This window comes from Nesterenkonia sp. AN1 (genome assembly GCF_000582475.1).
Taxonomy (GTDB): domain Bacteria; phylum Actinomycetota; class Actinomycetes; order Actinomycetales; family Micrococcaceae; genus Nesterenkonia; species Nesterenkonia aurantiaca.
This window is the reverse complement of sequence record NZ_JEMO01000001.1, coordinates 1-26,194: the sequence shown is the minus strand read 5'-3', so window position 1 is coordinate 26,194 and position 26,194 is coordinate 1. Positions and strand designations below refer to the sequence as shown.

Genomic DNA, 26,194 nt, shown 5'->3' with positions numbered 1-26,194 from the left:
GGCGGCCCATCGAGAGGGAGACCCATGACCGAACATAGAACTCGAGTCGACGTCGGCATCGTGGGCGGCGGCCCGGCGGGGCTGATGACCGCGCTGCTGCTGAAGCGTCGGGGCATCTCGGCCGCGGTGATCGAGACCCGCACGAAGGACACGATCCACCACACCCAGCGTGCGGGGATCCTCGAGGCCGCCACGGTGAATATGCTGGTGGACGCCGAGGTCGGGTCCCGCGTGCTGACGGCGGGCCATGAGCATGAAGGCACGGTGCTCAGCTTCGACGGCGAAGCGCACCGCATCGACTTCCAGGCCCTGGTCGGACGCTCGGTCTGGCTCTACCCGCAGAACGAGGTCTTCTTCGACCTGGCCAACGCCTGGGAGCGCGAGGGCGGGGAGATCCACTGGGCCGTCACCGACACCCAGGTCCATGACGTGGAGACTGCGGCTCCGCGGATCAGCTTCACCGATGCGGCGGGCCAGGAGCGCGGCATCGAGGCCGATCTGATCGTCGGCACCGATGGGTCCCGCTCCATGTGTCGGAAGCTGATCCCCGAGCAGGTCCGCACCGATCACTTCATCTCCTACCCCTTTGCCTGGTTCGGGATCCTGTGCGAGGCCCCGCCGACCGCCCCGGAGCTGATCTACGCGAACTCCGAACTCGGCTTCGCGCTGATCTCCCAGCGCAATGAGACGGTCCAGCGGATGTACTTCCAGTGCGACCCGGACACCGATCCGCAGAGCTGGTCCGAGGACGCGATCTTCGACCACATCCAGGCGGTGCTGGGCCATGAGGGCGGGGTCCAGCTCAAGCGCGGACCGATCATCGAGAAGACCGTGCTGCCCTTCCGGTCCTATGTCTGTGACCCGCTCAGCCATGGTCGACTGGCGCTGGCCGGGGATGCCGGCCACACGGTGCCGCCGACCGGGGCGAAGGGACTGAATCTGGCCTTCGCTGATGTGCGGGCGCTGGTTCCGTGTGTGGAGGAGTTCATCGCCGAGCTGCGCGCCGGCCGGGCGGAGACCGGGTCCGGCGCGCCCGGGTCCGGCGCGCCTGGGTCCGGCGAATCCGTCTCAGTCATCGAGACCCCGGCGGCGCTGCGCCGCTACTCGCGCACCGCGCTGGACCGGGTCTGGAAGGCGCAGAACTTCTCCTACTGGGCGACGAACCTGCTGCACCGCCACCCCGAGGAGAACCCTTTCACCCACCGACGACGCCGCGGCGAGTTCGACGCGATCACCGGCTCGGTGCACGGGCAGGCCTACTTCGCGGACTCCTACACCGGATGGAGCGACTGAGCCTCCGAAGGGCGGGCGCATTCGGGCGGCTCGAGGCCTGTCCGGACCGCGAGCGCCTGGGCTATCTCGGCTCCAGCCGGATCGCGCCGTCGAGCCGGATGGTCTCGCCGTTGAGCATCGGGTTGGCCACGATCTGCATGACCAGCCGGGCATAGTCCTCGGGCGCACCGAGTCGAGCCGGATGCAGCGTCTTGGCACGCAGCGACTCCTTGGCCTCCTCGGGAAGACCCGCCATCATCGGGGTCTCGAAGAGACCTGGCGCGATGGTCATCACCCGGATCGCGTGGCGGGAGAGCTCCCGGGCCGCGGGAAGCGTCAGCGAGGCCACGGCGCCCTTGGAGGCCGCGTAGGCGATCTGTCCGATCTGGCCCTCGAAGGCCGCCACCGAGGCGGTGTTGATCAGCACCCCGCGCTCACCGGCCGAGGGCTCGTTGTCCTGCATCGCGGCGGCCGCCTGGCTCATCAGGTTCACCGTGCCCCCGACGTTGATGGCCAGGACCCCCATGAACTGCGACTGAGACAGCGGGCCGTCCCGGCCGAGCAGCTTGCCCGGGGTGGCCACCCCGGCGCAGCTCACCGCGATCCGCAGCGGCCCCTGTTCCACCGCCGCCGCCACAGCCTGGCGGGAGGTGGTGGGATCGGTGATGTCTCCGGGCCAGAAGCTGGCGCGCTCGCCGAGCGAGGCCACCGCATCCGCACGCGCCGTGCTGGACCCGGCGTCGGGCAGGTCCACGACGACCACGTGTGCGCCGGCGGCGATCAGGGCCTGGGCGGTGGCATGGCCAAGGCCCGAGGCGCCTCCGCTGACGACTGCACTGGCTCCAGACAGCTCCATTCCCATCTCCCTCTTCCTCGAGTTGCTCCAGCCGCACCGGCCCAGATACCGGTCGCACGAGCGATAGTTGCACATCCAATAAGTTGAGCTTAGGCTAACACGGTGAGAGCTGAATCACATGCGCCACCAGGTCGATCAGCACCTGGGCAGGCAGCCCCGAGGCTGATCCCGACGCGAAGGAGCACCTCCATGACGGATCTGACCCACTTTATCCATGGCAGACACGTGGCCGGCACCTCGGGGCGCAGCCGCGAGGTCTTCAACCCGGTCCGCGGCGAGGTCACCTCCCACGTGCCCCTGGCAAGCGCCGCGGAGGTCTCCCAGGCCATCGACTCGGCCCAGGCCGCCTTCGGCGAGTGGTCGGCGATGAACCCCCAGCGGCGCGGCCGCATCCTGCTCAAATGGGTGGAGCTGATCAGCGCCCACCGTGATGAGCTTGCCGAGACGCTCTCGGACGAACACGGAAAGACCTTCGAGGACGCCAAGGGCGACATCCAGCGCGGCGTGGAGGTCGTGGAGTTCGGCGCCGGAGCACCCCATCTGCTCAAGGGCGAGTTCTCCCACGATGCGGGCACCGGCATGGACGTCCACAGTCTGCGTCAGCCCCTCGGGGTCGTCGCCGGGATCACCCCGTTCAACTTCCCCGCCATGATTCCGCTCTGGAAGGCCGGTACCGCTCTGGCGGCGGGCAACACCTTCGTGCTGAAGCCCTCAGAGCGCAACCCCTCGGTGCCGCTGCGCCTGGCTGAGCTGGCGTTGGAGGCCGGCATGCCGCCGGGCACGCTGAACGTGATCAACGGGGACAAGGAATCGGTGGACGCGCTCATCGAGGACCCCCGGGTGAAGGCGATCGGATTCGTCGGGTCCAGCCCGATCGCCCAGTCGATCTATACCGCGGCCGCCGCGCAGGGAAAGCGCGCCCAGTGCTTCGGCGGCGCGAAGAACCACATGGTGATCATGCCCGACGCCGACCTTGATCAGGCCGCCGACGCGTTGATCGGTGCCGGCTACGGCTCCGCCGGTGAGCGATGCATGGCCATCTCCGTCGCGGTACCTGTCGGGGAGGCCACGGCTGAGGCGCTGCGCGCCAAGCTCCTGGAGCGCATCGAGAAGCTCGTCGTCGGGCCCTCGCTGGACCCCTCCAGCGACTTCGGACCGGTCGTCGGCGCGGACGCGAAACAGCGGATCGAGAGCTATATCGGGCTCGGCGTCGAGCAGGGTGCCGAGCTGGTGGTGGACGGGCGCGGCGTCGTCGTCGAGGGCCACCCGGACGGGTACTGGATCGGCGCCACGCTCTTCGACCACGTTACGCCAGCGATGCGCATCTATCAGGAGGAGATCTTCGGTCCGGTGCTGTGCATCGCCCGGGCTCGCGACTACGAGGAGGCCCTCCGGCTGCCCACGGAGCACCAGTTCGGCAATGGGGTGGCGATCTTCACCCGCGACGGCGACACCGCCCGAGACTTCACCTCCCGGGTGGAGGTGGGGATGGTCGGGGTGAACGTGCCGATCCCGGTGCCCATCGCCTACTACACCTTCGGCGGCTGGAAGGCCTCCGGGTTCGGTGACCTGAATCAGCACGGCGAGGATGGGCTGAAGTTCTACACCAAGACCAAGACGGTCAGCACGCGGTGGCCCTCGGGCACCAAAGAGGGCGCCAGCTTCACCATGCCTGAGGGGAGCTGAGCCATGGCAATCGACCCAGGAGGCATTTCCATGGGCGGCACCACCAGCGGAACCCCAGCGCACCCCAGCGTGGCGTTCATCGGACTCGGGAACATGGGCGGCCCGATGGCGGCGAATCTGGTCCAGGCGGGCGTGGCGGTCTCCGGCTTCGACCTCAGCGCCGAAGCCGTGGCGATCGCCCGCTCCAAAGGCATCGAGACCGTCACCGACCCCCTCGAGGCCGTGGCGACCTCGGACGTGGTGCTCACGATGCTCCCCTCCGGGCAGCACGTGCTCTCGGCCTACCAGGACTCCCCTGGTCTGCTCTCCGCGGCCCGGCCGGGGACGATCTTCTTGGACTGCTCCACGATCAACATCTCCGAGGCGCAGCAGGCCGCGGAGCTGGCTGAGCGCGCCGGATTCCGGGCCGCCGACGCGCCGGTCTCCGGGGGTGTGGTGGGCGCGGAGGCCGGAAGCCTGGCCTTCATGGCCGGGGGCCGGCCGGAGGTCTTCGAAGAGATCCGCCCGCTGCTGGAGATCATGGGCGGTCGAGTGGTCCACTGCGGCGGCAGCGGCCTGGGCCAGGCGGCGAAGCTCTGCAACAACATGATCCTGGGCGTCAGCCAGATCGCCGTGGCGGAGGCCTTCGTCCTGGGCGAGCGGCTGGGGCTGGACCACCAGGCGCTCTACGATGTGGTCTCCAACGCATCGGGCCAGTGCTGGGCGCTGACCACCAACTGCCCGGTCCCCGGGCCGGTGCCGAGCTCCCCGGCGAACCGGGACTTCACGCCGGGCTTCGCCGGCGCCCTGATGGCCAAGGATCTCACCCTCGCGACCAACGCGCTTCAGGACCAAGGCGTCGACGCGCAGCTGGGACGACTCGCCGCGGCCATCTTCTCCGAGTTCGCCCAGGGCCCCGGGGCGCGGCAGGACTTCTCCGGCATCATCGAGACCATCCGAGACAACTCCCACCACCCAGGAGCCTGAGGCATGACCGAATATTCCACGATCCTGGTCTCCACCGACGCGCGGGTCGGCAAGATCACGCTGAACCGGCCGGAATCCCTGAACGCTCTGAACACCACGATGATGGAGGAGGTGGTCCGCGCCGCCACCGAGCTCGACGCCAGCCCCGAGATCGGAGCGATCCTGATCACCGGCTCGGACAAGGCGTTCGCGGCCGGCGCCGACATCACAGAGATGGCGGAGCAGGACCATCAGGGGATGTATGCGGCGGACTGGTTCCGCCGCTGGGACGACCTGACCCGGCTGCGCACCCCGATCGTGGCCGCGGTGAACGGCTACGCGCTGGGCGGGGGGTGTGAGCTGGCGATGATGGCCGATGTCATCGTGGCCGGGGAGGGCGCGAGATTCGGTCAGCCCGAGATCAACCTGGGGGTGATCCCCGGGATGGGCGCCTCACAGCGACTCACCCGATCGGTGGGCAAGGCCAAGGCGATGGATATGATTCTCACCGGCCGGCGCATCCATGCCGAGGAGGCCGAGCGCATCGGTCTGGTCTCCCGAGTCGTGGCCGATGAAGACACGCTCGCGCAGGCCACGAAGGTCGCGGAGCTGATCGCCTCGAAGTCCAAGCCTGCCGCGCAGATGGCGAAGGAGGCCGTGGGTGCAGCCTTCGACTCCACGCTGCATCAGGGCCTGACGCTCGAGCGGCGGATGTTCCATGCGATGTTCTCCCTGGAGGACCAGTCCGAAGGCATGCGCGCGTTCCGCGAGAAGCGGGAACCGCAGTGGCGGCATCGCTGACCCAGCGGCTCAGGAGGGGAAGTCGCCTGCTCGCTGGCGGAAGTTCGCCAGGATGGTGTTCAACTGATCGATCTCCTGCGCCTCGAACCCGGTGTGCTCGAAGAGCTGCTCATTGAGCGCCCTGGTCGCCTGCTCGGCCACCTGCTTGCCCTCCGGGGTGAGGACCAGGAGCATGGCGCGTCGGTCGGAGTCGTGCGGCTCCCGGCGCACCAGACCCGCGGACTCCAACCGGTCCACGGCATTGGTGATCGACGTCGGATGGACCTGCAGCAACTGGCTCGCCTTGTTCATCGGCAGCCGCTCCTCGCGGGAGAACCCCAGCAGTGCGAGCACCTCGTAGCGGGCGAAGGTCAGCTTGAACGGTTTCAGGATGTCCCGCGCTCGCCCCAGGAGGATCTGCTGGGTCCGCATGATGGCGGTCACCGCCGCCGCCGGAGCGGCCGCAGCCGTCCATCCCTGGAGCTCCCAGTTCTTCTGGATCTCGGCGATCGGGTCCTTCGCAAGCGGGGGGTGCATGAAGGGCGTCTCCTCTTTCGTGCTCGGTCCGAGCATTCTCTGGATGCACCGGAGTTTATCCGGGAATCACCAACGGTCGGACGTGCTACAAGCCTGCGGACCGCACCATGACCCCGGTGCCCCGCCCAGCAGGCCACCTCATGGACGCTTCAGTCCCAGATCGGCCTCGCGGTATTCCACCCCGAATCCCTCCCGTGCCGCCCCGGCCTCGGCGCGCTGCTCCTCGGTCTGGCGCAGCTGCACTCGCCGGATCTTGCCCGAGATCGTCTTGGGAAGTTCAGAGAACTCGATGCGTCGGATCCGCTGATAGGGCGCAAGTCTGGTCAGCGCGAACTGCAGGATCTCCGCCGCAGTGGCCTCGTTCGGCTCCCACCCGGAGGCCAGCGTCACATACGCCTTGGGCACCGCCAGCCTCAGCTCATCCGGTGCCGGCACGATCGCGGCCTCCACCACGGCCGGGTGTTCGATGAGCACCGACTCCAGCTCGAACGGTGAGACCTTATAGTCGCTGGACTTGAAGACGTCATCGGCGCGCCCCACGTAGGTGATCACCCCGTTGCTGTCCCGGGAGGCGATATCACCGGTGTGGTAGTACCCGCCTCGGAAGACCTCCGCGTTCTTCGCCTCGTCGCCGTAGTATCCCTTCATCAGACCGACCGGCCGTGGGTCCAGGGCGAGGCAGATCTCTCCCTCATCCGCTTCAGCTCCCGAGACCGGATCGATCAGGGCGACGTCGAATCCCGGCAGTGGGACGCCCATGGCGCCGAACTTCACCCGGCGACCCGGAGTGTTGGCGATCTGCAGCGAGGACTCGGTCTGGCCGAAGCCATCGCGGATCGTGCGCCCCCACGCCCGCTGCACCTGCTCGATGACCTCGGGGTTCAGCGGCTCTCCGGCTGAGACCGTGACCCGCGGTGGCCGACTCAGCTGCGCCAGATCCGCCTTGATCAGCATCCGCCAGACCGTGGGAGGCGCACAGAAGCTGGTCACGCCGGCGGACTCCATGGACCGCATCAGGGCGGCAGGATCGAACCTGCTGAAGTTGTACAGGAAGATGGTGGCCTCCGCGATCCACGGTGCGAAGAAGTTCGACCATGCGTGCTTGGCCCAGCCCGGTGAGGAGACGTTGAGATGGACGTCCCCGGGTTCCAGCCCGATCCAGTACAGCGTGGAGAGGTGCCCCACCGGGTAGGAGGTATGCGTGTGCTCGACCAGCTTCGGCCTGGACGTCGTGCCGGAGGTGAAGTACAGCAGCATCGTCTCATCGGCGGCGGTCGGCACGAGCTGCTCGAGCTCGGGTGAGGCCGCGTAGGCCTCCTGATAGGAATGCACGGTGCGCCCCGGAACCTCCGGCCGCTGCGCCTGCTGCCGATCGGCGTACACGCCGGGCACGTGCAGGAGCGCGTAGTCACCCTGGACCTCGGTGAACTTGCGCAGCGTCTCGGAGTCCCCTACGACCCAGCTCGCTTCGGCCCGGCTGACCCGGTCCTGCAGGTCATGCGGACCCATCTGGGTCGTGGTGGGGATCAGCACGGCGCCGAGCTTGATCGCGGCGAGCATCGTCTCCCACAGCTCGACCTGATTCCCCAGGATCAGCAGGATCCGGTCTCCTCGTCGCACCCCGATACCGGTCAGCCAGTTGGCCACCCGGTTGGAGTCCTCACTCAGCTGCGCGAAGCTGCGGGTGAGCCGTGATCCGTCTTCTTCCAAGATCACCAGCGCATCCTGCCCCGATCGCTCGGGGCTCCTTGCCACCTGATCGAACCAGTCGAAGCCGAAGTTGAAGTGGGTGAACCGGGGCCAGACGAAATCCCGTCGAGCGCGCTCCCAGTCCTGCTGAGCACCCACGAGCTGGTCCCGCGCCGCACGGAACTCTTCGGTGACTGTCATGGTGGTCCTCCTCGAGGTGTACGTGATGCCGGTCACTCTAGAATATACTTGGAAGTCATATAGTCGGTAAAGATGCAGTTGTACATGCAGTGAGATATGCCTCGGACCTCCCAGACCGGATCCGCCGCACGACAAGGAGACCTCGATGACCATGCAGGAAGCCAAGGGCGCCGCAGACCTCATCTCTGAAGACCCGGACCTGATGCAGCTGGCCCGCCACCTGAGCCCGGCAGAGCGGGACCGGCTGAGCGTGATCGACGAGTACGCGCAGCGCAACATTCGACGCCAGTCTCTCGAACCCTGGAACGAGGGTCGCCTTCCGCTCGAGATGCTTGCCGGACTGGGCAGCATCGGGCTGGGCGAACTGCACCTCGACGGCTCCTCGCCGCTGCTCCGAGGGCTTGCCCACGCCTCACTGGCCCGCGCCGACGTCTCGATCTCTGCGGTCATCGGCATCCACAATGAGCTCATCCTCGGCATGATCCACGCCCTGGGCTCGCAGCGTCAGCGCGAGGAATGGCTTCCGGCGCTGCGCGAGCTGCGGTCCTTCGGCGCCTTCTGCCTCACCGAGCCCGACCACGGCTCGGACGTGGCCGGCGGACTGGCCACCTCGGCGACCCTGCGCGGCGGGCAGTGGCGCATCCAGGGATCCAAGCGTTGGATCGGCATGGGCACGGCGGCCGACGTCGCTCTGGTCTGGGCTCGGGACACCGCGGACCGGCAGGTCAAGGGCTTCCTGGTGCCCACGTCGAGTGCGGGGTACCGGGCCCAGAAGATCGAACACAAGACCGGTCTGCGCATCATGCCCAACGCAGACATCGAACTCGATGTCATCGTGCCGCAGGATGCGCTGCTGCCGGGGGCGACCTCGTTCGCCGCTGCGAACAACGGGCTGCGCAGCTCACGAGCCTGGGTGGGCTGGCAGGCGGTCGGGGCCCAGCAGGCCCTGCTGGACATCGCGCGGGACTATGCGCTGCAGCGCGACCAGTTCGGCGTGCCGCTGGCTTCGTTCCAGCTCATTCAGGCCGCCCTGGGTCAGGTGGCAGGAAACCTGGCGGTCTCGACCTCGTTCATGGCAGAGCTCACCCGGTTGCAGACCGACCGCGGGCTGAGCATGATGCATGCCTCGCTGGGCAAGGCCACGCTGACCCGGCTGGCACGAGAGTCTGCTTCCGCGGCGCGGGAGATCTTCGGCGGAAACGGGATCCTCAGTGACCACGAGGCGGCCAAGATCGCGGGCGACATCGAGGCGATCTACACCTATGAAGGCTCCCACAGCATCAACCTGCTGATCGCCGGACGTGAACTCACCGGGGTCTCCGCCTTCGCACCGCACCGCAGGACCTGAGACGGGGCACGCCCGTCTCAGCGATCCATCGCCTGCCGGACCGCCCCGGGGCGCTCAGCCCTCGTATTCGTCGCCGATGATCAGGGTGACGAAGCTGGCCTGGTCGTGGGATTCGACGTTCTCGACCCCGAAGCTCTCGGCGAGCTCCGCGGCGATCGCCTGCTCGGCCTCTCCGGAGTCCTCGGGGTAGACCACGGCGGGGGTCTCGGCGCGCTCCTCGAAGTTCCAGTCGCCGTTCCAGACCACGTTGTAGTCCAGCTCCTCGAGCTCCGCGCTCATCGACGCCTCGCCGCCCTCGACGCCCTGGTAGTTGGCCACCTGGACCGGGGTCTCGGTGTCGCTGGCCGGCTGCGGGGCTGCCGGCTCCTCCTCCGAGTCTGCGTCACCCTCGGCAACATCCTCGCCCTCGGCCTCGCCCTCGGCCTGGTCTTCGGATTCGGTCACCGCGTCCTGGTCCTCGGCGGTGGTGTCCACATCCGAGTCCGAGAACCTCGGCACGATGAAGTAGGCGAAGGCCCCGACCAGAAGCACGAACACCGCCAGAAGTCCGATCCAGCGCAGACCGCTGCCACCGGTCCCGCCCGCTCCGGCTGCGCCTGGAGCCCGGTGCTTGCCGGCCTCCCCCGTCTGATACGGCGGGACGTCGTCGAACTCGTCGTGCGGGTGCTGGCTCATAGGTCCTGTCCTCAAGGTGCGGGAGCGATGCTCGGTGCTGCGATGCTCGACGGCGTTCAGCGGCGGGTCGCACGGGCGCGATGCCGGGCGTCGCGCTGCCGGCGCAGACGCTTGACCAGCATCGGGTCGTGGACCAGCGCCGCCTCCGTGTCGATCAGCCGATTCAGCGCCTGGTAGTAGGCCACGGCTGACATCTGGAGCGTCTCGGTGATGGCCTCGTCCTTCGCGCCGGCGTATTTCCACCACTGGCGCTCCAGGTCGAGCATCTTCTTCTCCTGTTCAGTGATCATCTCACCGTCATCCTACGGCTGGGCGGCGCGCATTGCCGGAATATCGACGCGCACGGACCCGACGGTGTCTTGAACCGGCTGAGCGCCCTATCGTGGAGGCGATGACATCTGAGACTGAACTGATCGCCCCCCTGGAAGCAGGGTGGCAGCGCGCCCTGGCTGGGCAGTCCGCGCACTTCGAGACCGTCCGCGAGGAGCTGACCCGCCGCCGCGAGGCCGGGGAGCAGGTGCTTCCGGCCCCGGAGCTGGTGCTGCGCGGGTTCCGGCAGCCCTTCGACGCGGTGAAGGTGCTGATCCTGGGCCAAGACCCCTACCCGACCCCGGGCCACGCCATCGGCATGTCCTTCGCGGTGGACCCCGAGGTCCGTCCGCTGCCCCGCAGCCTGGGCAACATCTTCACCGAGCTCGAGTCGGACCTGGGAATCCCACGCAGCCCCCATGGGGATCTCACGGCCTGGGCGCGGCAGGGGGTGCTGATGCTCAACCGGGTGCTCACGGTCAGCGCGGGCGCACCGGCCTCGCATCGCGGCATCGGCTGGGAGCCGATCACCGAGGCGGCGCTGGAGGCTCTGGTGGGGCGCGGCACCGCGCTGGTCTCGATCCTCTGGGGCGCCGACGCCCGCAAGCTGGCCCCGCTGCTGGATCGCGGGGCGCACACGGCGGTGATCACCAGCCCGCACCCCTCACCGCTCTCCGCCCGGCGAGGGTTCTTCGGCTCGCAACCGTTCTCGCAGGCGAACGAGGCGCTGCGCCGACTCGGCGCAGAACCGGTGGACTGGCGACTGGACCCGGCGGCCTGATCGGCTCCCCGCCGCGCAGGCCGCCGGGTGGCAGGGCCGCGCAGGCCGGGGTCTGCAGGGCAGCCGGGTGCACCGGTACGAGATCGGTCAGCGGCGTCGGGTCCGGGAACGCTCGTGAGACTGCAGACCGGCGGTGAACGGTCGCATCAGGACATCCCCGAGCACGATTCCGGCAGCGATCGCCATGACGATGATCATGGCGTTGAACAGCTCCGTGAGGCCGTCCATCATGCGAACCGTGGTGGACTCGATGGCGATCTGATACATCCCGCGGAAGACCATCAACCCGGGCAGCATGAACATCATCGCCGGCACGGCGACCACCAGCTGGGGCGATCCCATCCGCAGGGCGAGGACCCGGCCGAGCGCACCGACGACCACGGCGCCGAAGACCGGGGTGACCCGTTCGCCCAGCCCGATGATCTCTGCGGCGTAGTACGCGCAGAACCCCAGGGCTGAGACCGCACCGATGGGCAGCAGCATCCGCCAGCTCGCCTGTTCGACGACGGCCGCGGCCACCGCCGCGAGGAACACCAGCGCCACCAGGACCGCGGGGTGATAGATCCGCGTCAGACCCACCGCCGGGTCGATCTCTGGGGCGCCGAGCATGTTGGCGATGGTCACGGCGGCCATGATCCCGGAGGTCATTCCTGCGAAGGCGATCATCGTGGACATCAGGCGACCGGCCGCAGTGATCGGGAAGCCGTTGATCCCGTCCTGGATCGCCGAGACGATCCGCGCGGAGGGCAGCAGGATCATCAGCCCGCCGGCCACCACCATGGAGGGGCGGATCGGCATCTCCATCGCGAAGGCCGCCATGGCGAAGGAGGTCGCGACGAATCCACCCGCGGCCAGGCAGAAGAACTCCGGGACTCGCCGGGTGGCGAGCAGCCGGACGGTCCACAGCACCAGGATCGTCGCGGCGAAGCCGAGCGAGGCGTCCAGTATCGGGGCACCGAGGAATGCGGCGAAGAAGCTCGCGAAGATCGCTCCGCAGATCGTCACCATCCAGCGCGGATAGGGCTTGGGCTCCCGGATGATCTCGCGGAGCCGGGCCTCGGCGTCGCTGCGCGTGAGCCGTCCAGAGATGATGTCGGTGACCAGCTGATGCACCGAGGCGAGCGCCCGAAAGTTGTTCGACCAGGACCGCACCACGCGCACCCGGGAGTAGGGGATCTTCCCGTCAGGCGCCCAGTTCAGGCTGATCGACTGGTTGGTGATGTCGGCGTCGGTGTTCTTCATGCCGAAGGCCGCTGTGACCGCGATGATGGAGGTCTCGACCTCCAGGGCGCCGGCTCCGTAGCGGAACAGCGCCTCACCGAGGTCAAGCACGAAGGCGATCGTGGCCAGCTCGTCGGTCTCCACGTGCGCCTCGGCCTGATACGGGTTCTCGAACGGGGTGCCGGCGAGCCGATCGATGATCGGCACCGTCCCGGTCGCCGCACGCTCAGCCTGCATGATGCGGCGCAGCACCTGGGGCGAGCGTGGCCTGCGGTCGAAGACCGCCGGGTCGAAGTCGGGGTCACGTCGGCCCGAGCCGCCCAGCCGGGACTTCAGCCAGGAGGGGCGCAGCACGGCGTGGCGCCGCGGGGAGTGGCTCAGCGGGGACTGCCGCAGCGGCGCGCCAGGCGCGCTGTGCGGCAGGCTGATCAGTCCCGAGCTCTCCGGCTCCTGCCGCGCGCCGGTCCGCTGGGCATGCGAGGTCGTGGTCTCCTGCGGGCCGGTCGGGATCTGCGGACCCAGCGCATCGGTCTGGTGCCAGTCACCGGTGGTCGGGAAGGCGTAATGGTCCGTGGGCTCGGTCGCGCTGTGCGGGGTGGTGTAGGACTGCTCGAAGCTGGGGTCGGCGACATACTCGTGCCGGGCCGCTTCGTTCTCGTCCTGCTCCGCCGCGCGCGCCACCGCCTCGGCGTCGTATTCCTCCCATTCCAGCGCCGCCTCGGCTTCGGCAGAGGCGTGCCAGGAGGAGGCGAAGGAGCTGCGCAGCGTCTGCACGAATCCGGTGGGGGTCTCGTCCAGGATCTCCTGGGTGGAGTGGACCACCGGGATATGAGTGACATCGGCATTGGGCTCTGAGCGCACCGGGTCGATCGCCTCGGCGACGTAGCCCCCCGTGGGGTGCCGTTCCGTGTGTTCGGATGCCACGAACCCTCCTCGCAGGCGACAGAACCACAAAAGGACCCTGGCAGATGCCGGGGCCTAGCGGGGTGTGTGAGTGATGTTGCCTGGAGTGCAGGCGAAGAAAGTGGATCTGAATGGACTCGAACCATCGACCTCTCGCGTGTGAGGCGAGCGCTCTAACCAACTGAGCTACAGATCCTGAGGCACCTGCACGCGGTATTCCGCGTTCACGTGCCTCAGAAGATTACCACCTGTTCAGACTCAGGACGAAACCGAAGCCAGAGCCTCCGGGATCGCGGTCTCGCCGTCGAGGAAGTTCACCGTGGCGCGCACGGCGGAGCCGCTGCGCAGGGTCTCGGTGATGACCTCTGCGACGTTCTCCCGGGAGGTGTCCTTGGAGGCGTCCTCGTTAGACATGACCTCGCCGGCGGTGGCCGGGTCGAGCACCGTGATCTTCTGGCTGGCCGGCTCCAGGGTCAGCGCGCCCGGACCCAGGATGGTGTAGTCCAGGCTGGTGCCGCGCAGGTGCCTGTCCGCCTGGTGCTTGGCCAGCGCGTAGGGGTAGAACGAGCTCGTCGGGTCCACGGTGTTGATGTCGGTCTCGCTGCGGGCATAGGAGACCATCACGTAGCGCGAGACTCCGGCGTCGAGCGCGGCATCCATGCTGCGGACCGCGGCCTCGTGGTCCACGGCCTTGGTCCGGGCGGGGTCGCCGCCGCCGGCACCGGCGGAGAAGACGACGGCGTGCGCGCCGGTGAAGGCCTCGACCAGCTCTGCGGAGTCGGCGGACTCGATGTCGAGGACCCGTGGGGCAGCGCCGGCCTCCGTGACGTCCTGGGCCTGGTCCGGGTCCCGGATCAGGGACTCGACGCTGAAGCCGGCCGCGACCAGCTTCGGTGCTGCCAGCAGTGCGATCTTGCCGTGGCCGCCGATGATGACGACGCGCTGGGATTCAGCCATGGTGTTCTCCTTCGCGATCAGGGGTTGCCTGTTCAAATCGGGGTCCGCCGGATCTTGGTGCTTCCGGCGGCTCTCCTCTCACAACGTCTGCGCGACTGCACTATTCCTTAGACTGTGTGGCGTGCCCGCCCCGCCCCCGCCGATGATCCCTGCTGCGCCCGTGCCGCTGCGCCGCTCCCCTGCCCTGCGGACCGGGCTGTCCATCGCCACCGCGATCTCGCTCTACGGGGTATCCTTCGGGGCACTCTCCACCGCGGCTGGCATGACGCTGTGGCAGACGGTGGCGCTCTCGGCGCTGCTCTTCAGCGGCGCCTCACAGTTCGCCTTCATCGGCATCCTGGCCTCGGGCGGCACCGGGGCGGCGGCACTGGGGGCGGCCACGCTGCTCAGCGGGCGCAACACCATCTACGCGGTGCAGATGAAGGCGCTGCTGAACCCGCGGGGGTTCAAGCGGCTCGCCGCCGCGCAGCTGACCATCGATGAGTCCGCGGCAGTGGCGATGTCGGCCCCAGATCCGCTGGAGCGGCGCCGGGGCTTCTGGGGCGCCGGCATCGCCTGTTACCTCTTCTGGAACCTCGCCACGGTGCTGGGCGCGCTGCTCGGTGATGTGATCGCCGAGCCCGAGGCGCTGGGGCTCGACGGCGCCGTCGTCGCCGCGTTCCTGGGGCTGCTGTGGCCGCGGCTGAAGTCGCTGGACGCCTGGGCGCTGGCGGTCCTGGCCGCGCTGGTCACCACGGTCACGATGCCGCTGCTGGCGCCCGGGATCCCGGTGCTGGCCGCCGCCGTCGTGGCCGTGGTGTGGGGACTCGCGTCCAAGGGGGCCCGCTCATGAGCCTGTGGTTCTGGGTGCTGGCGGCCTGTGCCGCGGTCTACGCCACCAAGCTGCTGGGCTACCTGGTGCCGCAGAGCTGGTTGGTCCATCCCGCCGTGGGGCGGGTCTCGGCGATGCTCACCATCGGCCTGCTCGCCGCCCTGGTCGCGATGAACACCTTCTCCGCCGAAGCGTCGGTGATCATAGACGCCCGGCTCGGCGCGCTGCTGGCAGCGGCGCTCGCGCTGCTGCTGCGCGCCCCGTTCATCGTGGTGGTGCTGGTCGGGGCCGGCGCCGCCGCTGGAATCCGCGCCCTGGGGTGACTCAGACGGGTCACCGGTGGAGCTGCATCAAACGCCACCCTTGTGGAGCCAGACGCGGCGAGCCCCGGTGGGCCTGCAGCTGCAGGCCGACCGGGGCTCGCCGGGGCTGAGGCGCTCAGCGCCCAGTGCTCAGGACGGGGTGCTCGAACCCGCCTGCGCGCGGTCCTCGATATCGGTGTCTGCAGCCTCCGGGACGACGGCCTCGGAGCTGGCCTGCGCGCCCCGCTCGATGTCGGTGTCTGCAACCGTCGGGGCGGCTCCGCGGGAGACCGAGGCAGTGACCTCAGGGTCGGCAGCGGGGTCGGCAGCGGGGGTGGCTCGCAGGGTCGTGGCCAGGATCAGCGTGCCGATGCTCAACGCCGCGGCCAGCCGGAACGCGACCCGGAAGCCTTCGACGGCGGCATCCTCGGGGTTCATCCCCGAGTTCACTGCGGCGGCGGTGCCCAGGCCGACGGCGGCGACCAGCGCGGCCGTGCCGATGGCCGCGGCGAGCTGCTGCAGGGTGTTCAGCGCGGCGGTGCCGTGGGAGTACAGCGCCTTGGGCAACGGGTTCAGCGCCGTGGTGAAGGCCGGGGTGAACAGCAGCGCAAGCCCGGAGGAGAGCAGCAGGTGCAGACTCAGCACCATCGCCACAGGGGTGGTCGGCGAGAGCAGGCTCATGCAGAACAGCGCGATGATCAGGATCGAGGCGCCCGGGATCACCAGCGGCTTCGGCCCCACCCGGTCGTAGAGGCGCCCCACGAAGGGAGCCATCAGTGCCATCAGCAGTCCGCCGGGAAGCATGATCAGGCCGGTCTGCAGCGTGTCCAGACCGCGGATGGTCTGCAGGAACAGCGGCAGCAGGATCAGGGCACCGAAGAGCGCGATCATCATCAGCAGCATCATCCCCAGTGCCCGGGTGTACATGGTGAAGGCGAAGGGCTTCAGATTCAGCAGCGCAGAGTCGGTCTTCTGCAGCTTCACCTGCAGCAGCCCGAAGCCGATCAGGCAGAACACACCGATGATCAGCACGGCGATGGCCACCGGGTCCACGCCGGGCGCTGCGTCTGCAGAGACCTCCTGGGTGCCGTGTCCGCCGCCGATCTGGCTGATGCCGTAGACCACGCCGCCGAATCCGGGAACCGCCAGCAGCAGCGAGGGGATGGAGAGCCGCTTGCCGACCGTGCCGGGATCCTTGTTCAACCGCGGCCGGCCCAGGAACAGGGCGATCACCGCGATGGGCAGGATCACCAGGAACAGCCAGCGCCAGTCGGCCAGATGCAGGATCAGCCCCGAGAGCGCCGGTCCGGTGGCCGGAGCCACCGAGATCACGATCGAGATGTTGCCCATGACCACACCACGGCGGTGCAGCGGCACCAGGGTGAGCACGGTGGTCATCATCAGCGGCAGCATGATCGCGGTGCCGCTGGCCTGGACCACCCGGCCGGCCAGCAGGACCTCGAAGCCCGGGGCGGCCGCGGCGAGCGCGGTGCCGAGGATGAAGAGGCCCATCGCGGCGGTGAAGACCGCGCGCAGGCTGTAGCGCTGCATCAGGAAGCCGGTGATCGGGATCACGGTGGCGAGGGTGAGCATGAAGGCCGTGGTGAGCCACTGGATGGTCGGCTCCGTGACCTGGAACTCGACCATCAGGGGCTGCAGCGCCACGTTCATCAGGGTCTCGTTGAGGATCATCACGAAGGTGGAGACCAGCAGCGCGCCGATGGTGAGCTTGTCGGCCGAAGGCAGCTTGCCGTCCTCGCGCGCCGGCCCGGCACTCTGGGCCTTCACCTGCGGTGAGACGGTATTGGGTGAAGCGGGCACGGATCCTCCATAGAACACTAAAGAACCCCAGAGCGGTTCACCACTGGGGTGATACCACTCTGGGGTTTTCAGAGCCCCCTGCCGGGTTCGAACCGACGACCTGCTGTTTACAAGACAGCTGCTCTACCAGCTGAGCTAAGGAGGCACGGCACCCCGCAGGGCGGGGCGCCAGTCACTGATGGTATCAGTTCCTCAACGTCAGCTCTCGGACTGGTATTCCTCGATGTGCTCCTCGACCAGTTCGCGGAACGGACGCTCGGAGTCGGCCCAGGAGACCTCGTCCACGTAGACGCTCGGCGTCCCCTGGATGCCGGCGGCCTGAGCGTGCCGGGTGGTGTAGCTGGCGAAGGCGCGGTAGGTGCCGTCCTCGATGCACTCACCGAGGTCGGCGTCGAAGCTCTCGCTGGCCAGCTGGGTGAGCTGGTCGTTGGACATCTCGTCGTTGTTGACCCGGTTCGCAGTGACCTGCCCGACGTAGCCGCTGTAGCTCTCCGGGGACTCCTCGGCCATGCAGGCGAAGGCATTGGCCGCCCGGGCCGGGTAGTTCGTGGAGGAGCTCAGGTAGGAGACCGAGCGGTATTCCACCGTGACCAGGCCCTCGTCGAGCCATTCGTTCATCTGCGCGGAGTGCTCGGCCTCGAAGTTCGCGCAGTGGATGCAGAAGGCGTCGGTGTAGATGATGATGTGCGGCACCTCACCTGCTTCACGCTCAGCGACGCCGGGGGGCAGCTCGGACTCGGGGTCCTCCACATTGGAGGCATCGATCTGGCCGAGCTCGTCGCCCTCCGCGAGCTCCGTGGAAGAGGTCAGCACGAACCCGCCCTGCTCATTGGCCGCAGCCGGGGCCGGGCCCTCGCTGGGCGCCGCGCCGGAGTCGTCGCGGTTGAGCACGAAGAGGGTCAGCCCCACGACGACGGCGAGGGCCACTACGACGACGCCCACGCGCAGCAGCACCGAGGTGAGCTTCTGCTTGCGCTCCTGCTCCTGCTGGATCTTGCGGGCCTGTTCGCGCGCGGTGGCGCTGCGGGGGGAATCTGAGCTGCGAGCCATGGTGTTCTCCGGTGACTGATCTGGATCACGCCTGGTGGGATTCGCAGACCGTGATCGCGGTGTGGCTGTGGTCGTGATGGTGCCGTGATCGAGAGCGGCAGTGCTCAAGATACAGGGTCAGGCTTGGGCGCGATGCCAGGGTATAGGCTCATGACGACGGCATCGCTGTCGCCAGGGGGTGTCTGCAGCTACGCATGAAAGGTGTGTCACGTGCCAGAGAATACCGAGAACGGCAACGGCTATGACTTTGTGGTGGTGGCCAACCGTCTGGCGGTCAACCACGTCACGAACGAGGACGGGACCACCGGCTGGGAACGCTCCCCCGGCGGCCTCGTCACAGCACTCGCCCCCCTGATGGAGAGCTCCGAGGGCGCCTGGGTCGGTTGGCACGGCGCCGCCGATGACGTCTTGGAGCCCTTCGACCACGGCGACATGCACCTGGTCCCGGTGCCATTGAGCAGCGATGACATCGAGGATTATTACGAGGGGTTCTCCAACGGCACGCTCTGGCCGCTCTACCATGACGTGATCGCCCGTCCGGACTTCCACCGGCACTGGTTCGAGGCCTACCGGCGCGTCAACCAGCGCTTCGCCGAGCACACCGCAGAAGTCGCCGCCCATCAGGCCACCGTCTGGGTCCAGGACTACCAGCTGCAGCTGGTGCCTGCGATGCTGCGGGACCTGCGTCCAGATCTGACCATCGGGTTCTTCAACCACATCCCTTTCCCTCCTCCCGGCCTGTTCGCGCAGCTGCCCTGGCGCCATTCGGTGCTGCGCGGGCTGCTCGGCGCGGACCTGATCGGCTTCCAGCGCGCCTCCGACGCCTCGAACTTCCGCCGGGCGGTGCACAATCGGATGGGCTACTACGTGGAGGACGCGATGATCCACGTGCCGCTGCAGACCCAGGCCCCGGATCACGGCTCCCCGCTGGTCGGCTTCAACGCCGATGCCGACCGCGGCACCGCGGTGCGGGTCAAGAGCGCCCCGCCGAGCGGAGCCGCCCGCCTGGTGGAGGCCAAGGAGTTCCCGATCTCCATCGACACTGCCACGATCACCGCGCTGGCCAAGCGCGAGGACATCATCGCCCGTTCCCAGAAGATCCGGGAGGAGCTGGGCAACCCGGAGACCGTGCTGCTCGGAGTGGACCGGCTGGACTACACCAAGGGCATCCGGCACCGGATGAAGGCCTATGAGGAGCTGCTCCAGAACGGCTCGCTGACCGTGGGCCAGGTCTGCATGGTCCAGGTGGCGAGCCCCTCCCGCGAAGGCGTGGAGAGCTACCGGCTGCTCAAGGAGGAGATCGAACGCACCGTGGGCCGGATCAGCGGGGAGTTCGACACGCTCTCACACCCGGCCATCCGCTACCTCCACCACTCCTATCCGATCGAGGAGATGGTCGCGCTCTACATGGCGGCCGATGTGATGCTGGTGACCGCTCTGCGCGACGGCATGAACCTGGTGGCCAAGGAATACGTGGCGGCACGGCGCGGCGACGACGGCGTGCTGGTGCTCTCGGAGTTCACCGGCGCCGCCGATCAGCTGCGTCAGGCGCTGCTGATCAACCCGCATGACGTGGACGAGCTCAAGGCCGCCATCCTGCGCGCGACCACCATGGACAGTGACGACGCCAGCGCCCGGATGGAGAATCTGCGCCGTCAGGTGGTCCACCACGATGTCCGCCGTTGGGCCACCGACTTCCTGGACCGGCTGGGCGAGCTCACCGGCTCCCCGAGCGTGAAGGGCTGAGCATGGAGCCGTCACTGGACATGGATGAGGCCCTGCGTCGCGCACTGGAGCGCTTTGCCGATCACCGGCAAATTCTGATCGCCCTGGACTTCGACGGCTGTGTGGCCGAACTGGTCTCGAATGCCGCCGACGCGCGGCCGGTCCCGGAGAACGCCGCGGCCATCGCCGCCCTGGCAGGCCTCGACGGAGTCGACGTGGCCTACGTCTCCGGGCGCTCCCTGGAATCGCTGCGTGAGCTGGCGCAGCCGCCGCAGGGCGCGCTGCTCATCGGCTCCCACGGTGCGGAGAAGGACCTCGGCGAGGACGCCCCCGGCCTGGAGCTGAGCACCACCGAGACCATGGCTCGCGGACAGATCATCTCCACCCTGGAAGAGGTGGCCGCCGACGCCCCAGGCGCCTGGGTGGAGCACAAGCCCGCCGGCGCCGCGCTGCATGTGCGCAACGTCGAGGGAGATGAGCTGGGTGAACGGGTCCTCGAACATGGCCGGGCAGCGTTGTCGCTGATCGACGGCGCCTATCTGAAGAACGGCAAGAAGGTGCTGGAGTCCGTCGTCGTCCTGGCCACCAAGGGCGAGGGGATCACCGATCTGCGCGCGCACACCTCCCCGGATGCGGTGCTCTTCGCCGGTGATGACGTCACCGATGAACACGGCTTCGCGGTCCTTCACGGTGAAGATCTCGGGATCAAGGTGGGCGAGGGCGAGACCGCCGCCGGCCACCGGATCGCTGAGCCCAAGGATCTCGCCGGTGTGCTGCACCTCATCGCGCAGCAGCGCAGCGCCGCCCGCTCGGAAACCCGCCCGACCTCCTAAGGACTGCTCATGACGACGCTCCCCGGTCTCGGACTCACCGCCTCAGGAACCATCCCTCAGGAGCTCCTGGATCTGCCCTGGCACCTCCCGCTGGAGGAATGGCCCGAGGATGTCATCGCCGCCCTGCCGCGCGGAATCTCCCGCCACATCGTGCGGTTCGCCTACCTGGGCGGGTCTGTGATCGCAGTCAAGGAGACCTCCGAGCGGGCGGCCCGGCATGAGTACCGGATGCTGCGCCAGCTGGGCAAGCTCGGCGCCCCCTGCGTGAAGCCCGTGGCAGAGGTCACCGGGCGCACCACTCCGGAGGGCGAGGAGCTCTCCCCGGCCCTGGTCACCCGGCACCTGCGCTTCTCCCTGCCCTACCGTGCGGTGTTCAACCAGATGATGCGCAAGGAGACGCTGCTGCGGCTGATCCACGCCCAGGCGCTGCTCATGGTGGAGCTGCACCTGATCGGCTTCTACTGGGGCGATGTCTCGCTGTCCAACACGCTCTTCCGGCGTGACGCCGGCGCCTTCGCCGCCTACCTCGTGGACGCCGAGACCGGTGAGATCCACCCGAAGCTCTCCACCGGTCAGCGCGAGTACGACCTGGACGTGGCCCAGGTGAACATCGCCGGAGAGCTGATGGACCTCATGGAGGGCGGCATGGTGGATGAGGACGTGGACCCGATCGCGACCTCGCACCAGTTCATCGACGCCTACCGGGGGCTGTGGCAGGAGCTCACCGGGGACACCGCCTTCAATCCGGACCAGCAGTGGCTCATCGAGGAGCGGATACGACGGCTCAACGAGCTTGGCTTCGACGTCGAGGAGTACGACATCCGCACCGTGCGTGAGGACTCCAAGCTGCTGCTGCGCCCCAAGGTGGTCGACCCCGGTCACCACCAGCGGCGTCTGATGAACCTCACCGGACTCGACGTGCAGGAGAACCAGGCGCGGCGGCTGCTCGGCGCGATCGACGCCTACCGAGCCCAGACCGATCCGCACGGGGACGAGGCGGTGGCGGCCCATATGTGGACCCAGCAGGTCTTTCAGCCGCTGATCTCCCAGATTCCCAAGGAGCTGCGCAATAAGCTCGAACCCGCGGAGATCATGCACCAGCTCATCGATCACCGCTGGCGGCTCTCCGAGCGGGAGCACCGCGACATCGGTCTGGAGCAGGCTCTTCCCTCCTTCATCGATGAGGAGCTCAAGGGCCTGCGCGATGAGGCGACGCTGATGATCGATCCCCCCGGGGACGTCATCGACCAGCTGGACCGGCTCAACCGCGGCGAGGGCTGAGCCGGCTCATCCGGCGCCCGATCTCCACCGCGGTGCGGCGCATCAGCGGCACCGCGTGCCGGACGAAGCCGTCATGCATCCGCCCCGTCGGCCCAGACACCGAGAGGCCCATGGGCGAGGGTCCGTGTGGGACGACGACCGCCAGACAGCGCACCCCCATCTCCTGCTCCTCGTCGTCGAGGGCGTAGCCCTGCGCGGCAATCCGTGGCAGCTGCTCCAGCAGCGCCTCCGGGCGGGTCAGGGTCTTCTCGGTCAGCGAGGGCATCCCTGTGGCGGTGAGGATCTCCCGAACCCGCGCCGGGTCCATTCCGGCCAGCAGCGCCTTGCCGACGCCGGTGGAGTGCAGGTGCGCCCGGCGCCCGACCTCGGTGAACATCCGCATCGTATGCGGCGAGGGGACCTGGCCGATGTAGACGATCATCTCCGACTCCATGGCCGCCAGGTTCACGCTCTCGCCCAGCTCGGCCACCAGCGCCTGCATCTGCGGCACGGCGGGTCCGCCCAGCTGCCGGGTGGCGGACTCCCCCAGCGGCACCAGGTTCACCCCCAGGGCGTATCGCCGGTCGCTGAGCTGGTGCACCACCCCGAGGCCCGTGAGGGTGTGCAGCAGCCGGTGCACCGTAGGTCCGGCCAGGCCGGTCGCGGCCTTGAGCTCCCCGGCCGTGGCGCACCCGCCGAGGCCGGCCAGCACGTTGAGCAGGTTGAAGGCGCGTTCCACCACCTGCACCCGCTGAGAGTCCGCATCGCGGACAGTGGCTTCCATGATGCGAACTCTATGCCAAGAATGGTGTGAGCGAGAGCACCAAGGCATAGTCTTCAGCCTCACAGGGTTCTCCAGCGTCCACGTTCGTCATCCCTGCAAAGGAGCAGCGCATGAGCATCAGCATCCACGCCCCCTACGAGGTCCCGGGCACCGAGGCGATCCTCACCGAGGAGGCTCTGGCCTTCCTGGAAGAGCTCCACACCCGGTTCGCCGGCACCCGGAACGAGCTGCTGGAGGATCGGCGCACCGCCCAGGCGGCCGCCGCGAGTTCCGGCACCGTGGACTTCCCCGCCGAGACCGCGCAGGTGCGGGACTCCGACTGGTCGGTCGCGGAGCACCCCGCCGCGCTGCAGGATCGCCGGGTGGAGATCACCGGCCCGGCGGCCCCGGCCAAGATGGCCATCAACGCGTTGAACTCCGGCGCCAAGGTCTGGTTGGCCTGCCTGGAGGACGCGTTGGCCCCGAACTGGTTCAACGTGATCGATGCACAGCGCAACCTCGCCGGCGCCGCCTCGGGGACCCTGGAGTTCACCTCCCCCGAGGGCAAGCAGTATCGGCTGCGCGAGGATGTCGAGACCCCGACAGTGGTGGTGCGCCCACGCGGCTGGCACCTGCCGGAGAAGCATCTCCAGCTCGACGGGACTCCCACCATCGGCGCCCTGGTCGACTTCGGGCTGCACTTCTTCCACAACGCGAAGACGCTCACAGAACAGGGCCGCGGACCGTTCTACTACCTGCCCAAGCTGGAGCACTATAAGGAAGCTCGGCTCTGGGACGAGGTCTTCAGCTTCGCCGAGGAGAAGCTCGGGATCCCCCACGGCACGGTCCGCGCCACGGTCCTGATCGAGACGCTGCCCGCCGCATTCCACATGGAAGAGATCCTCTATGAGCTGCGCGACCACGCCTCCGGGCTCAACGCCGGACGCTGGGACTACCTGTTCTCGCTGATCAAGTATTTCCGGGCCTCGGGTGAGCAGTTCGTGCTGCCAGACCGCGCGCAGGTGTCCATGACCCAGCCCTTCATGCGCTCCTACACCGAGTTGCTGGTCAAGACCTGCCACAAGCGCGGCGCCTTCGCCATGGGCGGGATGGCGGCGTTCATCCCCAACCGCCGTGAACCCGAGGTCACCGCGCAGGCCATCGAGAAGGTCCGCGATGACAAGTCGAGGGAAGCTGCCGACGGGTTCGACGGATCATGGGTTGCCCACCCGGACCTGGTCGAGCTCTGCCGTGAGGAGTTCGACGCGGTGCTCAAGAACAAGCCGAACCAGCTCGGCCGGCAGCGCGAGGACGTGGACGTCTCCTCCGCGGATCTGCTCGACGTCGCCGCCGCCGAGGGCGATGTGACCGAGGCGGGGGTGCGGATGAACCTCTACGTCGCGGTCTACTACACCGCCATCTGGCTCTCCGGCAATGGTGCCGTGGCGATCCATAACCTGATGGAGGATGCCGCGACCGCCGAGATCTCACGCTCTCAGGTCTGGCAGCAGATCCACAACGGCACCGTCACCGCCGATACCGGTGTCAAAGTGACAGCAGAGCTGGTCTCACGGCTGCTCGATGAAGAGATCGAGCGGCTGCGCGGAGAGATCGAGGATGCCGAGACCTTCTCGAAGTTCTTCGAGCCTGCGGCCGGGATCGTGCGCGCGCTGGTCCTGGATGAGGAGTACATCGACTTCCTCACCCTGCCGGCCTATGAACTCATGCCCTGATCAGCAGTTTCTGCAGGCCACGGCGGTAGATCTGTTCTGCCGCCGTGGCCTGCCGCGCGTCCGGCGCCTGAGTGGGCATCGCCGCCGGGCCTTGCAGCAGGGCCTGATTCTGCTCGGTCGCCACAGCACCCAGGGCGAAGCGCATCACCACCGCAGAGGTCTCCTCGGCCGAGCTCTGCGGCCAACCCTCAGCCATCAGACGCTCAGGCAGCAGTCGCGCCGGTGGGAGATTCTCGTCCAAGGCGTAGGCCAGCAGGAGCAGATCGCCCACATCGCGCAGCGGCAGCACCAGCTCTCGGAAGCGCAGCATCAGCTCCAGCGCATCACCGGGCTCGTGCTGCAGCGGCGAGAGGATCTCGTGAGCCACGCTGCGCAGCAGCTCCTGCTTGCTGGCCACGTGGTAGTACAGGGCCCCCGGGCCGACGTCGAGCTCCTTGGCCAACCGACGCATGGAGACGTCCTGGAGACCGTACTGGACCAGCAGCGACCGTGCAGTCGCGGTGATCAGCTCCAAGGAGAGTGCCAAGGGTGTCAGGTCCTCACGGGATCAGGGGAGAATCGGGGCGACGGTGCTGGGGCGTCTGGGACGGGGGGTCAGGGCTGGGCAGTCGCACGCGCCACGACCGGTGAGCCGGGCCGAGCCGAGGCTACAGGCCGTTGTCCCGGAAGAGCTTCTCATCCGGATCTGTCGTGGACTCCTCGATCAGCCACCGATTGGTCTGCAGCGCCTGCAGGTTCTTAGAGACCAGAGTGTCACGGGTCTTGGCAACCCCCTCGGCCAACAGGCCGATCTGGGCCTTGAACTCCGCCGCATGGCGTGGCTTCTCGCTGTCAGGCAGACCCAGGAACAGCTCCAGGGTGCGCGGGAGGTGCCGGTGGATGGTCCGGTTCACCGCATCCTGGTGTTCGGGATAGCGGGACAGGGAGTCCCAGTGGTCCACGATCTCTTCAAGTCCGACCACCATCATCCGCAGCTGCCCCTGGGTCGAGGGCGGCAGCTGTGCGGACCGGTTCCGCACAGTGGCACTGATCTCCGCCAGTTCTGTGTTCAGCCGCTCCCGATCGTCATCGAGACGCTCGGACAGACGCAGACGGCTCTGCGCACGCCCGACCACGGCCCCATAGGTGCCCGCGGCGGCGGCACCCCCGACCATCGTGCCGGCAAGAAGCGCCCAGAGGTTGGGCAACATGATGAGCAGCATCAGGCCGAACCCCAGCAGGAACGCGAGCAGGGGCAGTGCGAGGTGCATGCGGCGCTGGGCATCGGTGCCCTGGTGCTCACCGCGTGAGAGTTCAGAGCCGATGACGACCTCCTGCTCATGCTGCTGGGTATCACTCAAGGATATATCGCGGGGATGGGCAGACTCTGGACGAGGGGTCAGGTAGGGGTTGAACGCACGGACGCCGAGTGGAGCCCGCATGCTCCGGGCAGAGACCGGGGAACCCCGCCGCCTGGAACACAAGACGCGGACTGCACTTGAGGGGAGACGACTCAGGGCCGCTGACCCTACATTGCTGTAGTGTCAACGGCCCTGATTTCTCTTTGGTCGGGGTGACAGGATTTGAACCTGCGACCTCGTCGTCCCGAACGACGCGCGCTACCAAGCTGCGCCACACCCCGTGGTCCTGCGTTGCGGAGGCCGTTGACCTCCACCGCGCAGAAGTTCATCCTATCCAGGAACTGCGCCCTCGAGCAAAAGAGGCGAAATTGCTCTGGATACAGGTCAAGCCCGGTC

General features: G+C 68.1%; 24 protein-coding genes and 3 tRNA genes. 12 read left to right on the top strand and 15 right to left on the bottom strand.

Translation table 11 applies throughout. The features are described from left to right. The first annotated feature begins 24 nt into the window (after window positions 1–24). Complete coding sequence (locus tag BG28_RS00135) at window positions 25–1,293, top strand: 4-hydroxybenzoate 3-monooxygenase (protein WP_036473095.1); 1,269 nt, start codon at window positions 25–27, stop codon at window positions 1,291–1,293. 61 nt (window positions 1,294–1,354) lie between these two features. Here BG28_RS00135 and BG28_RS00130 read toward each other — a convergent pair whose 3' ends face one another. Then, window positions 1,355–2,128, bottom strand: a complete 774-nt coding sequence (locus BG28_RS00130; protein WP_036473417.1) for an SDR family NAD(P)-dependent oxidoreductase — start codon at window positions 2,126–2,128, stop codon at window positions 1,355–1,357. A gap of 189 nt (window positions 2,129–2,317) precedes the next feature. Between BG28_RS00130 and BG28_RS00125 the strand changes: the two genes are divergently transcribed. From BG28_RS00125 to BG28_RS00115, 3 genes are read left to right on the top strand one after another with little or no spacing between them, the layout of a single operon-like run. Next, window positions 2,318–3,814, top strand: a complete 1,497-nt coding sequence (locus tag BG28_RS00125; RefSeq protein WP_036473093.1) for a CoA-acylating methylmalonate-semialdehyde dehydrogenase — start codon at window positions 2,318–2,320, stop codon at window positions 3,812–3,814. Window positions 3,815–3,844: 30 nt separating this feature from the next. Continuing rightward, a complete protein-coding gene (gene mmsB / locus BG28_RS00120) occupies window positions 3,845–4,780 on the top strand; it encodes a 3-hydroxyisobutyrate dehydrogenase (RefSeq protein ID WP_051500742.1) in 936 nt (311 codons plus the stop codon). A gap of 3 nt (window positions 4,781–4,783) precedes the next feature. Next, complete coding sequence (locus BG28_RS00115; protein ID WP_036473092.1) at window positions 4,784–5,560, top strand: enoyl-CoA hydratase-related protein; 777 nt, start codon at window positions 4,784–4,786, stop codon at window positions 5,558–5,560. Between the two features lie 9 nt (window positions 5,561–5,569). Here the strand turns inward: BG28_RS00115 and BG28_RS00110 are convergent, their stop codons facing one another. Next, window positions 5,570–6,076, bottom strand: a complete 507-nt coding sequence (locus BG28_RS00110; protein ID WP_036473091.1) for a MarR family winged helix-turn-helix transcriptional regulator — start codon at window positions 6,074–6,076, stop codon at window positions 5,570–5,572. 138 nt (window positions 6,077–6,214) lie between these two features. Continuing rightward, on the bottom strand, window positions 6,215–7,966 hold the full coding sequence (locus BG28_RS00105; RefSeq protein ID WP_036473088.1) for an AMP-binding protein: 1,752 nt from the start codon (window positions 7,964–7,966) through the stop codon (window positions 6,215–6,217). A gap of 145 nt (window positions 7,967–8,111) precedes the next feature. On the opposite strand from BG28_RS00105, the gene BG28_RS00100 reads away from it, so the two are divergent. Then, on the top strand, window positions 8,112–9,314 hold the full coding sequence (locus BG28_RS00100; protein WP_036473086.1) for an acyl-CoA dehydrogenase family protein: 1,203 nt from the start codon (window positions 8,112–8,114) through the stop codon (window positions 9,312–9,314). 54 nt (window positions 9,315–9,368) lie between these two features. Here the strand turns inward: BG28_RS00100 and BG28_RS00095 are convergent, their stop codons facing one another. Next, window positions 9,369–9,989, bottom strand: coding sequence for a LytR C-terminal domain-containing protein (locus BG28_RS00095; protein WP_036473079.1), 621 nt, complete (start codon window positions 9,987–9,989; stop codon window positions 9,369–9,371). A 56-nt stretch (window positions 9,990–10,045) separates the two neighbouring features. Next, window positions 10,046–10,279 (bottom strand): DUF3263 domain-containing protein, encoded by a 234-nt coding sequence (locus BG28_RS00090; protein ID WP_051500741.1) that lies wholly within the window; start codon window positions 10,277–10,279, stop codon window positions 10,046–10,048. A gap of 101 nt (window positions 10,280–10,380) precedes the next feature. Here BG28_RS00090 and BG28_RS00085 point away from each other — a divergent pair, with 101 nt between their 5' ends. Further along, complete coding sequence (locus BG28_RS00085; protein ID WP_036473077.1) at window positions 10,381–11,079, top strand: uracil-DNA glycosylase; 699 nt, start codon at window positions 10,381–10,383, stop codon at window positions 11,077–11,079. 87 nt (window positions 11,080–11,166) lie between these two features. On the opposite strand, the gene BG28_RS00080 is transcribed toward BG28_RS00085, so the two are convergent. From BG28_RS00080 to BG28_RS00070, 3 genes are all read right to left on the bottom strand, one after another. Next, the gene (locus tag BG28_RS00080) at window positions 11,167–13,224 is read right to left on the bottom strand and encodes a threonine/serine exporter ThrE family protein (protein ID WP_051500740.1); all 2,058 of its coding nucleotides are present in this window, start codon (window positions 13,222–13,224) and stop codon (window positions 11,167–11,169) included. Window positions 13,225–13,325: 101 nt separating this feature from the next. Next, a tRNA-Val gene (locus BG28_RS00075) sits at window positions 13,326–13,399 on the bottom strand. Window positions 13,400–13,461: 62 nt separating this feature from the next. Then, window positions 13,462–14,160, bottom strand: coding sequence for an SDR family oxidoreductase (locus BG28_RS00070; protein WP_036473073.1), 699 nt, complete (start codon window positions 14,158–14,160; stop codon window positions 13,462–13,464). A 121-nt stretch (window positions 14,161–14,281) separates the two neighbouring features. On the opposite strand from BG28_RS00070, the gene BG28_RS00065 reads away from it, so the two are divergent. Next, window positions 14,282–14,992: an AzlC family ABC transporter permease gene (locus BG28_RS00065; protein ID WP_235180890.1), complete on the top strand. Its 711-nt coding sequence runs from the start codon at window positions 14,282–14,284 to the stop codon at window positions 14,990–14,992. Continuing rightward, the gene (locus BG28_RS00060; protein WP_036473068.1) at window positions 14,989–15,294 is read left to right on the top strand and encodes an AzlD domain-containing protein; all 306 of its coding nucleotides are present in this window, start codon (window positions 14,989–14,991) and stop codon (window positions 15,292–15,294) included. Before BG28_RS00065 ends, BG28_RS00060 begins: the two co-directional genes overlap by 4 nt. Before the next feature lie 129 nt (window positions 15,295–15,423). Here the strand turns inward: BG28_RS00060 and BG28_RS00055 are convergent, their stop codons facing one another. From BG28_RS00055 to BG28_RS00045, 3 genes are all read right to left on the bottom strand, one after another. After that, the gene (locus tag BG28_RS00055) at window positions 15,424–17,094 is read right to left on the bottom strand and encodes an MDR family MFS transporter (protein ID WP_084479268.1); all 1,671 of its coding nucleotides are present in this window, start codon (window positions 17,092–17,094) and stop codon (window positions 15,424–15,426) included. Window positions 17,095–17,166: 72 nt separating this feature from the next. Next, window positions 17,167–17,239, bottom strand: a tRNA-Thr gene (locus BG28_RS00050). 53 nt (window positions 17,240–17,292) lie between these two features. Then, complete coding sequence (locus BG28_RS00045) at window positions 17,293–18,144, bottom strand: thioredoxin domain-containing protein (RefSeq protein ID WP_051500739.1); 852 nt, start codon at window positions 18,142–18,144, stop codon at window positions 17,293–17,295. Between the two features lie 210 nt (window positions 18,145–18,354). Here BG28_RS00045 and BG28_RS00040 point away from each other — a divergent pair, with 210 nt between their 5' ends. From BG28_RS00040 to BG28_RS00030, 3 genes are read left to right on the top strand one after another with little or no spacing between them, the layout of a single operon-like run. Continuing rightward, the gene (locus tag BG28_RS00040; RefSeq protein WP_036473066.1) at window positions 18,355–19,890 is read left to right on the top strand and encodes a trehalose-6-phosphate synthase; all 1,536 of its coding nucleotides are present in this window, start codon (window positions 18,355–18,357) and stop codon (window positions 19,888–19,890) included. 2 nt (window positions 19,891–19,892) lie between these two features. Continuing rightward, on the top strand, window positions 19,893–20,702 hold the full coding sequence (gene otsB, locus BG28_RS00035; protein ID WP_036473064.1) for a trehalose-phosphatase: 810 nt from the start codon (window positions 19,893–19,895) through the stop codon (window positions 20,700–20,702). 9 nt (window positions 20,703–20,711) lie between these two features. Beyond that, window positions 20,712–21,983 (top strand): DUF4032 domain-containing protein, encoded by a 1,272-nt coding sequence (locus BG28_RS00030; RefSeq protein ID WP_051500738.1) that lies wholly within the window; start codon window positions 20,712–20,714, stop codon window positions 21,981–21,983. Here BG28_RS00030 and BG28_RS00025 read toward each other — a convergent pair. Next, window positions 21,964–22,746, bottom strand: coding sequence for an IclR family transcriptional regulator (locus BG28_RS00025; RefSeq protein WP_051500737.1), 783 nt, complete (start codon window positions 22,744–22,746; stop codon window positions 21,964–21,966). The genes BG28_RS00030 and BG28_RS00025 overlap by 20 nt on opposite strands. A gap of 110 nt (window positions 22,747–22,856) precedes the next feature. Here BG28_RS00025 and aceB point away from each other — a divergent pair, with 110 nt between their 5' ends. Continuing rightward, on the top strand, window positions 22,857–24,458 hold the full coding sequence (gene aceB / locus BG28_RS00020) for a malate synthase A (protein ID WP_036473062.1): 1,602 nt from the start codon (window positions 22,857–22,859) through the stop codon (window positions 24,456–24,458). Here aceB and BG28_RS00015 read toward each other — a convergent pair. The 3 genes from BG28_RS00015 to BG28_RS00005 form a co-directional block, all read right to left on the bottom strand. Next, window positions 24,448–24,984, bottom strand: a complete 537-nt coding sequence (locus BG28_RS00015; RefSeq protein WP_051500736.1) for a TetR/AcrR family transcriptional regulator — start codon at window positions 24,982–24,984, stop codon at window positions 24,448–24,450. The genes aceB and BG28_RS00015 overlap by 11 nt on opposite strands. 121 nt (window positions 24,985–25,105) lie before the next feature. Next, complete coding sequence (locus BG28_RS00010; protein WP_036473059.1) at window positions 25,106–25,798, bottom strand: hypothetical protein; 693 nt, start codon at window positions 25,796–25,798, stop codon at window positions 25,106–25,108. A gap of 204 nt (window positions 25,799–26,002) precedes the next feature. Next, window positions 26,003–26,079: transfer RNA gene (locus tag BG28_RS00005), tRNA-Pro, on the bottom strand. Window positions 26,080–26,194 lie beyond the last annotated feature (115 nt).